The 13,639-nt window shown below is 41.7% G+C and carries 10 protein-coding genes; 9 read left to right on the top strand and 1 reads right to left on the bottom strand.

From position 1 onward, the window contains the following. The first annotated feature begins 80 nt into the window (after positions 1-80). The 5 genes from rlmD to eno all read left to right on the top strand — a co-directional run bounded on the left by rlmD (position 81) and on the right by eno (position 7,563). A complete protein-coding gene (gene rlmD, locus J3455_RS04065) occupies positions 81-1,406 on the top strand; it encodes a 23S rRNA (uracil(1939)-C(5))-methyltransferase RlmD (protein WP_130052133.1) in 1,326 nt (441 codons plus the stop codon). A gap of 7 nt (positions 1,407-1,413) precedes the next feature. Then, entirely contained in the window at positions 1,414-3,573 is a 2,160-nt protein-coding gene (relA, locus tag J3455_RS04070; protein ID WP_130052132.1) for a GTP diphosphokinase, read from the top strand. Next, positions 3,573-4,373 carry a nucleoside triphosphate pyrophosphohydrolase gene (mazG, locus tag J3455_RS04075; RefSeq protein WP_167657897.1) on the top strand — a complete coding sequence of 267 codons (801 nt, stop codon included), beginning with the start codon at positions 3,573-3,575 and terminating at the stop codon, positions 4,371-4,373. The genes relA and mazG overlap by 1 nt, the downstream gene beginning before the upstream one ends. Positions 4,374-4,530: 157 nt before the next feature. Then, positions 4,531-6,165, top strand: coding sequence for a CTP synthase (gene pyrG, locus J3455_RS04080; RefSeq protein WP_349561167.1), 1,635 nt, complete (start codon positions 4,531-4,533; stop codon positions 6,163-6,165). A 99-nt stretch (positions 6,166-6,264) separates the two neighbouring features. Further along, positions 6,265-7,563, top strand: coding sequence for a phosphopyruvate hydratase (eno, locus tag J3455_RS04085; RefSeq protein WP_062566760.1), 1,299 nt, complete (start codon positions 6,265-6,267; stop codon positions 7,561-7,563). A 58-nt stretch (positions 7,564-7,621) separates the two neighbouring features. Here the strand turns inward: eno and mutH are convergent, their stop codons facing one another. Next, positions 7,622-8,293, bottom strand: coding sequence for a DNA mismatch repair endonuclease MutH (gene mutH / locus J3455_RS04090; RefSeq protein WP_130052319.1), 672 nt, complete (start codon positions 8,291-8,293; stop codon positions 7,622-7,624). Between the two features lie 540 nt (positions 8,294-8,833). Between mutH and rppH the strand changes: the two genes are divergently transcribed. The 4 genes from rppH (at position 8,834) to lgt (ending at position 13,628) form a co-directional block, all read left to right on the top strand. Then, positions 8,834-9,352 carry an RNA pyrophosphohydrolase gene (rppH, locus tag J3455_RS04095; RefSeq protein ID WP_054554350.1) on the top strand — a complete coding sequence of 173 codons (519 nt, stop codon included), beginning with the start codon at positions 8,834-8,836 and terminating at the stop codon, positions 9,350-9,352. Between the two features lie 33 nt (positions 9,353-9,385). Further along, the gene (gene ptsP, locus J3455_RS04100; protein WP_130052130.1) at positions 9,386-11,662 is read left to right on the top strand and encodes a phosphoenolpyruvate--protein phosphotransferase; all 2,277 of its coding nucleotides are present in this window, start codon (positions 9,386-9,388) and stop codon (positions 11,660-11,662) included. Between the two features lie 338 nt (positions 11,663-12,000). Continuing rightward, positions 12,001-12,810, top strand: a complete 810-nt coding sequence (locus tag J3455_RS04105; protein ID WP_130052129.1) for a sulfite exporter TauE/SafE family protein — start codon at positions 12,001-12,003, stop codon at positions 12,808-12,810. A 14-nt stretch (positions 12,811-12,824) separates the two neighbouring features. Further along, complete coding sequence (gene lgt / locus J3455_RS04110) at positions 12,825-13,628, top strand: prolipoprotein diacylglyceryl transferase (protein WP_130052128.1); 804 nt, start codon at positions 12,825-12,827, stop codon at positions 13,626-13,628. Positions 13,629-13,639: the final 11 nt, after the last annotated feature.

Raw genomic sequence — 13,639 nt, forward strand, 5'->3', positions numbered from 1 at the left:
AAAGAATGTTGTTATCATTATTATCGTTGTTTAAGAGTATATACTTAATCCCGCTTTATCAATAATTAAGGTGTTGCCCAATGGCACAGATTTTCAAAGCCAAAAAGAAATCCGTTTCGCAAAAAATGCTAACCCTCAATGTCACTGCTATGGACCATCAAGGACGAGGCGTTGCTAAGCAGGGAAGTAAAGTCTGTTTTGTTAATGGTGCTTTGCCGGGTGAAGAAGTAAAAGCGTTATTGATTGAAGATAAGGCACGCTTTGCCAGTGCTGATTGTAAAAAAGTACTATCAGCCTCAGCGCATAGGGTTACTCCTTTTTGTCAGCATTATCAGATTTGTGGTGGTTGTCAGTTACAGCACCTTAATGCAGAACAACAATTGGTTGAAAAGCAAGCTGCGGTTAGTCAGCTGTTTAGCAAGTTTGCCAAAGTTGATGACTTAAATTGGCAAGCACCTCTGCTTAGTGAAGAGCGCCATTACCGTCGCTCTGCGCGTATTGCTGTAATGCATGACAAAGCCGCAAAGAAAATGCGCGTAGGGTATCGAGCTCAAGGGTCTAAACAATTGGTGAGCATTGAAAGCTGTGATGTGCTGAGCAGTACTTTTAAAGACGTTTTTTCAGTTTTTGATGTTCTTATCAACAGCCATTCAGGTCTTAGTAGTATTAGTCACCTACAATTATGTGAAGCTGATAATGCGGCCTTTGTGGTTATTAGGCATACCAAAGCTATTAATGCAGAGTTAAAAGCCATTGTCGTAGCGGCGTGTGATGAATATAGCTGGCGTGTTGTGTGGCAATCACACAGTGGTGAAATTGATCACAGTGACCATCCAATGCCGTACTACCAGATACCAGCTTATGATTTACGCTTTGAATTTGGCCTTGAAAACTTTATTCAAGTTAACCCCCAAGTGAACCAAGCTATGCTTCATCAAGCAAAACAGTGGCTTGATTTACAAGGTCATGAGCAGGTATTAGATTTATTTTGTGGTATTGGTAACTTTTCATTATTGATTGCAAAGTATGCTAAATATGTTATTGGTGTTGAAGGGGTCGATTCTGCGGTTGCATTAGCAAAACAAAATGCGCAAACTAACTCATTGTCGAATACCGATTTTTATTGTTTTGATTTAACAAAATCAATGCAATCAGCTGCTTGGTTTAGTGCCGAACTTGATGTGTTAGTGCTTGATCCATCACGTACTGGCGCAATGGCAATTTTAGAGCAGTTACCACTTACTCAGTTTAAAACGATTTTATACGTCTCTTGTGATCCTGTTACTTTAGCCCGTGACAGTGCACTTATTTTACAAGCAGGCTTTAGCATTGAAAAAATTGGGCTTATGAATATGTTCCCGCATACTGGGCATATTGAAACGATGGCGTTATTTCACAGGAGGTAAAGCGCACATGGTAGCCACTAGACAGTCACATCAGCTTACAAAGCCGAGTGATTTTGCCAGCCGTATCGAGCTGTTAGCGCTAACAGAAGACAAACATACCTTATTAGAGCAAGCTCACCAATTGTGTCTGCATTGCGATGATGCAAAACGTGAAAACACAGCCATTGAAATGGTAGAGATTTTAGCCGAGCTAAATTTAGATGCAGATTCACTTGCCACGGCTTTTTTAACACCTTATTTCCTAGCCGAAAAAATCTCGATTGAAACTGTGACCGACAAGCTTGGTGATCACGTTGCGTTATTACTAACAGGTGTAAGCCAAATGGCTACCATCAGCACCTTAGCCCATCAAGGCAAGGGCACTGTTCAAATTGATAATATCCGCCGTATGCTGCTAGCCATGGTTGAAGATGTGCGTGCAGTGGTGATAAAACTCGCTGAACAAGTATGCCATTTGCGTGAAGTTAAAGACGCCAGTGAAGAAGAGCGTGTAATTGCCGCTAAAGAAACACGTGATATTTTTGCACCCCTTGCTAACCGCCTAGGAATAGGTCAGCTTAAATGGGAACTTGAAGATCTTTCGTTTCGTTACCTGCACCCCGACACCTATAAAAATATCGCAAAACAGCTCGATGATAAGCGACTTGCTCGTGAAGCCTATATGGAAAATATGGTTGCTTTAGTAAAAGCACGCTTGGCCGAAGCGGGTATTGAGGGTGAAGTGTATGGCCGCCCGAAGCATATCTACAGTATCTACAAAAAAATGGCGCAGAAGAATTACGAATTCGATCAGCTGTTTGATATTCGTGCTATGCGCATTGTGGTGGAACGCCTGCAAGATTGTTACGCAGCATTAGGTATCGTGCATACCAATTGGCGGCATTTAAATAAAGAATTTGATGATTACATCGCAACACCTAAACAAAACGGCTATCAGTCAATTCATACAGTGGTATTTGGCCCTGAAGGTAAAACCGTTGAAATCCAAATTCGTACTAGCGAAATGCATCAAGATGCTGAGTTAGGTGTTGCTGCGCATTGGATGTATAAAGAAGGTGCATTGCCAGGACGTGGTTCTGGCTATGAGCAAAAAATTAGTTGGTTACGTAAGTTACTACAATGGCAAGAAGAAGTAGTTGATGGTAGTGACTTAGCAGAAGAGCTCAAAAATCAAGTAGTTGAAGACCGAGTTTATGTGTTTACACCAAAAGGTGATATTTTCGATTTACCACTGGGTGCGACGCCACTTGATTTTGCTTATTACATTCACTCAAACGTTGGTCACCGTTGTATTGGTGCAAAAGTGTTTGGCAAAATCGTGCCCTTTACTCATCAGCTCAGTACCGGTGATCAGGTTGAAATTTTAACTCAAAAGCAACCTAACCCAAGTCGTGATTGGTTGAACCCATCGCTAGGTTATATTAAGTCATCGCGAGCACGCTCTAAAATCCATCATTGGTTTAAACAGCTTGATCGCGATAAAAACTTGAGCGCCGGTAAAGAAATATTAGAGAACGAGCTGCAAAAACTAGACTTAACAACCAAAGACCTTGCGCCAGCAATTGAGCGATTCAATCTTAAAGGTATTGATGACCTGATGGTTGCGGTAGGCGCAGGTGATGTTCGCTTAAACCAATTATTAAACTTTATTAGTGACCGTGATGATGACGAACCACAAATTAAGTTTAAAAAACCAAAAAGTGTCACAGGTGATAAAAACGGCATTGTTGTTGATGGGGTAGGTAGCTTAATGAGCCATGTTGCTAAATGCTGCCGACCTGTGCCGGGCGATGAAATCATTGGCTATATTACTCAAGGCCGTGGGATTGCAGTTCACCGTGAGGATTGTGATTCGTTTGAAAAACTTCGTGATAAACATCCTGAGCGGGTGATATCAGTAAGTTGGTCAGACGATGTAAATGGCTCTTACTCACTAACGATTAAAGTAGAAGCCACAGATCGCTCAGGCCTTATTAGAGATATCAGCTCTGTCCTTGCAAACGAAAAGGTGAATGTGCTTAACATGAATGTCAACACCGTTGAAGATAAGCAGCTTGCGCTGTTTTCAATGCAGGTTGAAGTACATGACTTATCGAGTACTAACCGATTATTGTCTAAGTTACACCAAATCGAAGGTGTACATGATGCAAAGCGTGGTCATTCGTAATGAGTGATAAACATGCCATTGAGCAGTCGTTATCAATTATGGCCAAACTACGGGACCCAGAATCTGGGTGCCCGTGGGATCTAAAACAAGACTTTAATTCGATAGTGCCGCATACCCTTGAAGAAGCTTACGAAGTAGCAGACTGCATTGAAAAAGGTGAACTTACTGAGCTTAAAAGTGAGCTTGGCGATTTACTTTTTCAAATCATCTTTTATGCCCAACTTGCTAAAGAGCAGGGCTTATTTGATTTTGCAGATGTGGCAAATACACTAAACGATAAATTAATTCGTCGGCATCCGCATGTCTTTGCAAAGCAAAGTGAGCTGTCGGACGCAGAGCTTTCGGCGCAGTGGCAGGCTATTAAAGCGCAAGAACGAGCAGAAAAATCTACTTCACCTCAAATGAGTCTTTGGCAGGATATTCCTGATGCGATGCCAGGTCTTTCAAAAGCTAAGAAGATTCAACAGCGTGTGGCAAGCCTAGGTTTTGATTGGCCAAGTTATCATGGGGCCCTCGATAAAGTCGCTGAAGAAGTCGACGAAGTAAAAGAAGCGCTGGCTCATGACCCTTATTCAGAACACAGTGCAGAAGAGCTTGGCGATTTACTGTTTGCAACGGTAAATGTAGCCCGTCATATTAAACGCGATCCTGAGCAATTATTACGAAGTGCCAATGCTAAATTCGCGTCACGCTTTGAAAAAGTGGCTGCCTACTTAGATGAACGTGGCCAAAGTTTAGAAACGGCCAGTCTCGAAGAAATGGACAACGCATGGGAAGCCATTAAAAAGCAGGCCAAGTGAGCCTGTTTTGATACAGCTTGGGTACAGTGTAACCAAGCTCGTTTTTTGTGCACTTATTTGCTAATTTTATCTGGATTGATAGCAGCCCCTTTGCTATAATTTCGCCCCGTCTTGATTCTATATTATTCCTTTTAATTCCTGATATTCTAGGGTTCGCATGAGTACAAAATTTATCTTCGTAACTGGCGGGGTTGTTTCTTCGTTGGGTAAGGGTATTGCAGCAGCGTCATTAGCCGCTATTTTAGAAGCACGTGGTCTTAACGTGACTATTTTAAAGCTGGATCCTTACATTAACGTTGACCCAGGCACTATGAGCCCAATTCAGCACGGTGAAGTATTTGTAACTGAAGACGGTGCAGAGACTGACCTTGACTTAGGTCACTATGAGCGTTTCATCCGTACCAAAATGACTAGCCGCAACAACTTCACACAAGGTCGTGTTTATGAAGATGTATTACGACGTGAGCGTCGTGGTGAGTACCTTGGTGCAACAATTCAGGTTATTCCACACATCACAAACGACATTAAGCAACGTGTATATGACGGTGCTGAAGGTCGCGATGTAGCAATCGTTGAAATTGGCGGTACAGTTGGTGACATCGAGTCACAACCATTCTTAGAAGCAATTCGTCAGCTTGGCACTGAAATTGGCCGTGAGCGCGCATTGTTTATCCACCTAACGCTAGTGCCATTCTTAGGCCCTGCAGGTGAAGTTAAAACTAAGCCAACACAACATTCAGTAAAAGAATTACGTTCGATTGGTATCCAACCAGATATCTTAATCTGTCGTTCTGATCGTAAACTTCCAAATAACGAGCGCGCGAAGATCGCACTTTTCACTAATGTTGAAGAGAAAGCTGTTATTTCATTACCAGACGTAGAAAGCATCTATAAGATCCCTGCGTTACTTAAATCACAAGAACTAGATAACTTCGTATGTCGTCGTTTCTACCTTGAGTGCCCAGAAGCAGATTTATCTGAGTGGGAACAAGTGTTATATCAAGAGTCTAACCCAACGGGTGAAGTGACGATTGGTATGGTTGGTAAGTACATCGAACTACCAGATGCTTATAAATCAGTAAACGAAGCATTAAAGCACGCAGGTCTGAAAAACCGTCTAACCGTGAACATCGAATATGTTGATTCACAAGACTTAGAAAGCAAAGGTACAGAGTTACTCTCTCACCTTGATGCTATCTTAGTACCAGGCGGCTTCGGAGGCCGTGGTGTTGAAGGTAAGATTTTAGCGGCTAAATATGCACGTGAAAACAAAGTTCCTTACTTAGGCATTTGTTTAGGTATGCAAGTAGCGCTTATTGAATATGCGCGTAACGTTGCAGGCCTTGAAGATGCAAACTCAACTGAGTTTAACGCAAAATCAGTACATCCAGTTGTTGGTTTAATCACTGAATGGCAAGATGCTGACGGTAACGTTGAAATCCGTGATGAGCAATCTGATCTAGGTGGTACTATGCGTTTAGGTGCTCAGAAATGTCACTTAACACCTGGCTCTAAAGTAAGTGAAGTATACGGTAGTGACGAAATTGTTGAACGTCACCGTCACCGTTACGAAGTGAATAACCACTTTGTAGAGCAGCTTGAAAAAGCAGGCTTAAGTTTCACAGGCTTATCTGAAGATAAGAAACTAGTCGAAATTATCGAGAATAAAGATCACCCTTGGTTCATTGCCGCGCAATTCCACCCGGAATTCACGTCAACACCACGTGATGGTCACCCGCTATTTGAAGGGTTTGTTGCAGCAGCACACACTCACCAAAAAGCGTCATCGTAATTTAAGTAGGCCGTGCTATATGCACGGCTTATTTGTTTTAAAAGCCAGCAGCAATAAAGCTGGCACTAACTCACCATTTTCGGGAAAAGAGGAATCAAGATGTCAGAAATCGTAAAAGTGATTGGTCGCGAAATCATGGACTCGCGTGGTAACCCAACTGTTGAAGCTGATGTACATTTAGCTGATGGTTCATGGGGCCGTGCTGCAGCACCATCTGGTGCATCAACAGGTACTCGCGAAGCGCTTGAATTACGTGATGGTGATAAAGCACGCTACCTAGGTAAAGGTGTTTTAAAAGCAGTAGGCTATATCAATAACGAAATCGCTGAAGCTCTTAAAGGTCAAAACGCAGTTGATCAAAAAGCTGTTGACCAAGTTATGCTTGACTTAGATGGTACTGAAAACAAAGAGAAACTAGGTGCGAATGCTATCTTAGCTGTGTCTTTAGCAACAGCTAAAGCGGCTGCAAACTCAAAAGGCGTAGAGCTTTATGAGCACATTGCAGATCTAAACGGCACACCAGGTGTTTACTCAATGCCATTACCTATGATGAACATCATCAATGGTGGTGAGCACGCTGATAACTCTGTAGATATTCAAGAGTTCATGATCCAGCCAGTTGGCGCGACAAACTTCCGTGAAGCGTTACGTATGGGCGCTGAAGTATTCCACAGCTTAGCAAAAGTACTTAAAGCTGAAGGTCACTCTACATCAGTAGGTGATGAAGGTGGTTTTGCTCCTAACCTTGAATCAAACGAAGCGGCACTTGCTGCAATCAAGGTAGCTGTTGCAAATGCAGGTTATGAGCTTGGTAAAGATATCACTCTAGCTCTAGACTGTGCGGCATCAGAGTTCTACGACAAAGAAGCAAATATCTACGACCTTAAAGGTGAAGGTAAAAAATTCACTTCTGAAGAATTCAACCACTTCCTTAAGGGCCTTACTGAGCAATACCCAATTGTTTCAATTGAAGACGGCTTAGACGAGTCTGATTGGGATGGTTTCGCACACCAAACACAACTAATTGGCGACAAAGTACAATTAGTAGGTGACGATCTGTTCGTAACTAATACGAAGATCTTAAAGCGTGGTATTGATAACGGTATTGCTAACTCAATCCTTATCAAGTTCAACCAAATCGGTTCATTAACTGAAACGCTTGCAGCTATTAAAATGGCTAAAGATGCTGGCTTCACAGCTGTTATCTCTCACCGTTCAGGTGAAACAGAAGATGCAACAATTGCTGATTTAGCAGTGGGTACTGCGGCAGGTCAAATCAAAACGGGTTCACTAAGCCGTTCTGACCGTATTGCTAAGTACAACCAATTACTTCGCATTGAAGAAGTATTAGGTGAGAAAGCACCTTACAATGGTCTTAAAGAAGTGAAAGGTCAGTAATCAGCCCTAACTATTTAGACTTTAAAAGCCTCCTTCGGGAGGTTTTTTTATATTTTAATTAAAGCTGAAATTGCTGTTTTAGGATCTCGCCGGTGAAGCTGGTTTTTAGATAAAAACCGCGAGGCAAGGTTTGTATTATTTGACCATTCGGGCCAATTGCATCAGTCAGCGCTTTGCTATTGGCTGCTTTTGGCCTTATTTGCATAACATCGCCTAAGTGGCCTGAAATCTCATCCACTCGACCTAGAGCTATTAGCTCCATTTGTTCTTCCCAATCACGTTGTAAGAGTGCGTCTTGCTCGGCCGTTGGCTGCCACAAAAAGCCGCTGCCTATGGTGCGGTGAAAAGGTAGAATTTCGCGTTCGCCTAAAATAGGTAACCATAAAACATGATTCAACTTTTTACGAACCGTACTTTGCTGCCATTTCATCCCAGTTACATTCAGTAGTGGTGTTACAGAAACAAACGTCGTTTCGAGTGGTTTGCCTTTAAATGAAATGGGCAGAGTTTTTAACTCAATTCCTAATTCTTCAAAATCAGGCGTTGGCTTTGAGCCTGCGGTTGCGCCAAGCACATATTCGATAAGTTGCCCGGTCCAGCCTTTTTCACGTAGCAAGTCTTCAGGTGTTTTAAAATGATATTGCTCGGCTAATTGCCCTAAAGTAAGGCCTGCTATAGCATCAACACGTTGCATTAATTCATTTATAGAAGCGGGTTTTATCGGTCGCATAAGGCGTTTATTTGATTGTCTAATTAACCGGATCATGATAGCAAATGTGCGCCTTAGTGGATATCTTTGTGTTTGAGTGTTTTTTGCGCACGTTAAGTGTGAGCTAAAAATAACCAATTAATTTTTTGGATATCCAGGTCTAAGTATATGATATTTAATTTAATTATTGTTTTTGTGTGTTGTTTCTATTTCATTAATTAGTCAGTTGTTTGTATAAATACAGATATATAAACATGTTTATCCACAGTTTCTGTGGAGAAAGTGGATATTTTAACTGTGGATTGTGGATTTGTTTGCAATTTAGGCATGGTTTACAAAAGTTACGCACAAGCTGTGGGTAAGGTGATAAAAATGCGGTTGTAAATAGTTATTTTAATCAAATAGGGTATTTTTATAATAATTACATCGTAACGCCTTGATTAAACATGTTTGTTAAAAAATAAATTTTCAATCTAATTTAGGCTTAGGTGTAAAGTGTTTGCTGTATCGCAGGTTATGTGGAACAATCAATAAAAATCGACTTACAAATGAGGCACTAAGGTGATTGATGCCGAAGGTTTTCGTGCCAATGTCGGAATTGTAATTTGCAATAATCAGGGACAAGTATTTTGGGCTCGTCGCTATGGTCAACACTCTTGGCAATTTCCCCAAGGTGGTGTTGATGACGGTGAAACAGCAGAGCAAACCATGTACAGAGAATTACACGAAGAAGTGGGCTTGCTTCCTGAAGACGTTGAGATCGTCGCAAGTTCTAAACATTGGTTACGCTATAAATTACCCAAGCGTTTAATTCGCAGAGACTCAAGTCCTGTGTGTATTGGGCAAAAACAAAAATGGTTTTTACTGAAACTTCGTTGTAAAGATGAAGATGTAAATTTACTTAAAACTCATCACCCTGAATTTGATGATTGGCGATGGGTGAGTTATTGGTATCCGGTTAGGCAAGTTGTTTCGTTTAAGCGCGATGTATATCGTAGAGTAATGAAAGAGTTTGCCCCGTTTGCAATGCCGTTTAATAAACGAGAGCAACACAAAGATCATTGGCGACATAAACGATAAGGGTAACCTTATTTAAATTAAAGGAGCAGCATCATGTTAGCCACGCTCAGATCAATTGCTGAGGCAGTGTCGCAACAGGCGGACTTAACTAGTGCGCTAGCGTGTTTTGTGCAAATGGTAAAAGATGCCATGCAAACACAGTGCTGCTCGATTTATTTTGCAGATTATAGTCAAGACAATTTTGTACTGATGGCAACTCAAGGCTTAAACCCTGATGCGGTCGGTAAATTTCGTATAGGCTTTACTGAAGGTCTTGTAGGTCTCGTTGCGCAGCGCGAAGAGCCTATCAATATTGCTTTTGCAAAGTCTCATCCTCGTTTCAAACTCTCACCCGAAGTTAATGAAGAAGGCTACAACGCGTTTTTGTCAGTACCAGTGGTGCACCAGAAAAAGGTTTTGGGTGTTATCGTTGTTCAGCAGAAGCTGGCGCGAGTATTTAGCCCTGATGAAGAATCGTTTTTAATTACTTTATCGGCGCAGCTTGCCTCTCAGTTAGCCCATGCAGAAATAAAAGAGCTGTTACGGGTAGATGAGTTTTCTCATCAAACTTCTGTTTTAAAAGGTGTTTCTGGTGCTCCCGGTATAGCAATCGGCGAAGCTTTTGTAGTAATTCCAAAGCTAGACTTTACTTCTATTGAGTTGCAAAAAGATGAAGACATCACCACTCAACGTAAGTTATTTACTCAAGCGGTTGCTGCCACTAGAAATGAGTTTAGCACTTTATCAATGACCCTCAGTGATTCGATACCGCAAGAAGCCCTTGCTGTGTTTGATGTTTACCAACAGTTACTGGATGCAAAAAGCTTAGGGCAAAATGTAGAAGCGCAGCTTCAGCAGGGCTGGAGCGCTAAAAGTGCACTTAAAATAGTCATCGAAAAACTGATTTCACAGTTTAATGCTATGCAAGACCCATACATCAAAGAGCGTGCAGTTGATGTTAAAGATATTGGATTGAGGGTTTTGCATCACTTAGTCAATACAGAGCATGCAGCAAAGCCTTATCCTAAAGAGACTATTTTAATTGCCAGTACACTCACACCAGCCATGCTCGCAGAAGTGCCAAAAGGTCATTTAGCTGGGGTGGTGAGTGTCAATGGAGCTGCAAACAGTCATGCATCAATTTTAACGCGTGCAATGGGGATCCCTGCAATATGGGGTATAGAAGATTTACCTTTACTGCAATTTGAAGGTAAACCAATGATTCTAGACGCTTATGCAGGGCGTTTATATATTTCACCTTCGCAAGTGCTACATCAGGAATATAGCCAACTTAAATACCAAGAAACGCTATTGAATGATCGCTTTTTTGCAGAGCAAAGTTTAGATGCTGTTACATGTGATGGCGAACATATAAGCTTGTTAGTTAATGCTGGACTTGAGTTAAATATAGAGCATGACAATAAACCTTTCTGTGATGGCGTTGGACTTTATCGTACTGAAGCTTGGTTTATGCAAAAAGGTCAGTTTCCTTCACAGTCAGAACAAGAAAATTGGTATCGTGAAGTGCTTACTAGTTATCACCCCAATCCAGTGGTGATGCGTACACTCGATATTGGTGGCGATAAAGTTTTAGATTACTTCAATATAACCGAAGAAAATCCATTTTTAGGTTGGCGTGGTATTCGCGTGACCTTAGACCACCCTGAGCTATTTTTAGATCAACTCAAGGCGATGCTTAAAGCCAATATTGGTTTAGGTAATCTAAAAATTATGCTGCCGATGATCAGTGGCTCAGAAGAAGTGGATGAATCATTAAAACTGCTCGAACAAGCCTATTTTGAACTAAGTGAGCAATATCCTGAGCAGGCAATTGAACGACCAGAAATCGGTGTAATGTTGGAAGTTCCTTCGAGCGTATTTATGCTTGAAGAGTGGTCGCAAAAAGTCGATTTTTGTTCTGTGGGTAGTAACGATTTAACTCAGTATATGCTTGCAGTTGACCGGTCAAATGCGCGTGTTGCAGAGCTGTTTAATCCTTATCACCCAAGTGTACTTCGGGTGCTGTTAAAAATTGCCCAAGAGTGTCAGCAGCATGAGCTGCCATTTAGTTTATGTGGTGAGTTAGGCGGCGACCCAGAAGGTGCATTACTGCTTATTGCTATGGGTTATCGAAGCTTGAGTATGAACTATTCTTCGATTAGTAAAATTAAGTTTGTGCTTAGACGTTTAAATGTTAGCGATATGGAAAAGTTACTTGCCGAGTGTTTATTACAACCCACTGCAAAACATGTACTTAGGTTAACGCGTAACTTTATGATTGAACATCAGCTCGGTGAGCTATTTTACACCCCAAGCCAAGGTCAATCATGAGGGAAAATTGTGCTGTGAAGCGCCTATACCCAAGCCACCTCAAGATGTAGAATTCAGCGTTTCACAGGTGCTTAATATCAAGGCGTTACTTTGCAACAATGGCAGTCCCTTTTAAAAAGTAACAACGATGAGAGTAAGTGCCAGTGAAACGCCCAAAGGGTTGGTTTAAAAGCGATTTATACTGCGTTATTGATTTTAACAATAGAACCACTATTACTTGCAATCAATGCCTTGCCTAAATCGCTTTTAATTCCAACTGAAACTCGCATCTTGAGGTGGTTTGGGTATATATATTAGTTTAGTATATGTATATAACAAATTGAATATATGAGTGTGCTATGCATGACGTAATACTTTTAATGGTGTACTGCGCAATTTTGGGCTGTGTGGTTGGATTTTTAGCAGGTTTATTAGGCATTGGTGGCGGTCTTATTATCGTACCGGTACTTAGTGCGCTACTGGTTTCGTTTGATGTTGCAGACCCAAGCCATGTATTAGTTATCGCGATAGCGACATCGTTAGCATCCATTATTTTTACCTCGACATCTTCAGCCCTTGCTCATCATCGTAATGCTAACGTACCGTGGGAAATTGCTCCTTGGGTCATGACTGGGGTTGGACTGGGTGCATTAATAAGCGGATTTGCAGCAAGCTTTATTCCTGAACAACTATTGCGCTTTGTTTTTGCTGGTAGCGTTGTGTTTATAGCCTTGAGAATGGTGTTATCAACACGCACCAAAGCTGCCAGTGAAAAGCCGCTTCCTTCAGGACCTATTCTTGGCTTTTTATGTGCCATAATGGGGGCGTTGTCAGGGCTAATAGGTATTGGTGGTGGGGCGCTGATTGTGCCGCTACTGCATTATTTTTCTGTTGATATTAAAAAGGCCATTGGTTGTGCTGCTGCATGTGGTATTGTCATTGCGCTGTTTGGCTCGGTGGGTTATGTATCTGCTGGGTGGCAATTAACATCGTTCAGTGATGGATTTGCCGGATTTGTGTATTTACCTGCTTTAGTCGGGATTGTGGTTACCTCGTCGCTAATTGCGCCTATAGGTGCCAAAGCCACGCATTACTTGCCAGTGGCAACAATAAAAAAAGTATTCGCGCTATTACTTGTAATAATTGCGCTTAAAATGGTGTTTAGTTAAAGGTTTTTAATTTTATGGCTCTTCAATTTCCAGATATCGATCCGGTTATTTTTTCGGTAGGCCCGCTCAGCGTACGTTGGTACGGTTTGATGTATTTAATTGGTTTTGCTTTAGCAATGTGGCTTGCTAATCGTCAAGCTGAAAAACCAAACTCAGGTTGGACAAAAGAACAAGTAAGCGACTTGTTATTTTACGGCATGCTCGGTGTGATACTCGGTGGTCGTATTGGTTATGTGTTGTTTTATCAGTTCAGCTATTTTATTGAAAACCCACTGTATTTATTCAGAATTGACCAAGGTGGTATGTCGTTCCATGGCGGTACCTTAGGTGTGATTACCGCAATCGCCATATTTGCTTGGACACGTAAAAAGTCATTATTTGAAGTAGGTGACTTTGTGGTGCCATTAGTGCCACTCGGTTTATTAGCAGGACGTATTGGTAACTTTATTAATGGTGAGCTGTGGGGCCGAGTGACTGACGTACCTTGGGCGTTTATCTTCCCTACAGGTGGGCCAGAGCCTCGTCATCCATCTCAACTGTACGAAGCCTTTTTAGAAGGTCTGGTGCTGTTTTTAATTTTACAATGGTTTATTAAAAAGCCTCGTCCAGCGGGAAGTGTTGCTGGGGTGTTCTTGCTTGGCTATGGTGTGTTTAGATTTATTGTTGAATATTTCCGAGAGCCAGATGCCCATTTAGGTTTATTCGCAGGCGTTATTTCAATGGGGCAAATACTGTCATTGCCGATGGTAATTGGTGGTCTTGGTTTGTTAATATGGGCCTATAAAAAGCCGCAACACAGCGTGGCAAGCAAAGCATAACATGAGCTAAT

The sequence above is a fragment of the Pseudoalteromonas sp. NFXS39 genome, assembly GCF_040148775.1.
GTDB classification, from domain to species: domain Bacteria; phylum Pseudomonadota; class Gammaproteobacteria; order Enterobacterales; family Alteromonadaceae; genus Pseudoalteromonas; species Pseudoalteromonas apostichopi.

Excerpts from the sequence above, each read along its gene's own strand:
- rlmD (WP_130052133.1), top strand. The coding sequence starts at position 81 with ATGGCACAGATTTTCAAAGCCAAAAAGAAATCCGTTTCGCAAAAAATG.
- relA (WP_130052132.1), top strand. The coding sequence starts at position 1,414 with ATGGTAGCCACTAGACAGTCACATCAGCTTACAAAGCCGAGTGATTTT.
- mazG (WP_167657897.1), top strand. The coding sequence starts at position 3,573 with ATGAGTGATAAACATGCCATTGAGCAGTCGTTATCAATTATGGCCAAA.
- pyrG (WP_349561167.1), top strand. The coding sequence starts at position 4,531 with ATGAGTACAAAATTTATCTTCGTAACTGGCGGGGTTGTTTCTTCGTTG.
- eno (WP_062566760.1), top strand. The coding sequence starts at position 6,265 with ATGTCAGAAATCGTAAAAGTGATTGGTCGCGAAATCATGGACTCGCGT.
- mutH (WP_130052319.1), bottom strand. The coding sequence starts at position 8,293 with ATGCGACCGATAAAACCCGCTTCTATAAATGAATTAATGCAACGTGTT.
- ptsP (WP_130052130.1), top strand. The coding sequence starts at position 9,386 with ATGTTAGCCACGCTCAGATCAATTGCTGAGGCAGTGTCGCAACAGGCG.
- J3455_RS04105 (WP_130052129.1), top strand. The coding sequence starts at position 12,001 with ATGCATGACGTAATACTTTTAATGGTGTACTGCGCAATTTTGGGCTGT.
- lgt (WP_130052128.1), top strand. The coding sequence starts at position 12,825 with ATGGCTCTTCAATTTCCAGATATCGATCCGGTTATTTTTTCGGTAGGC.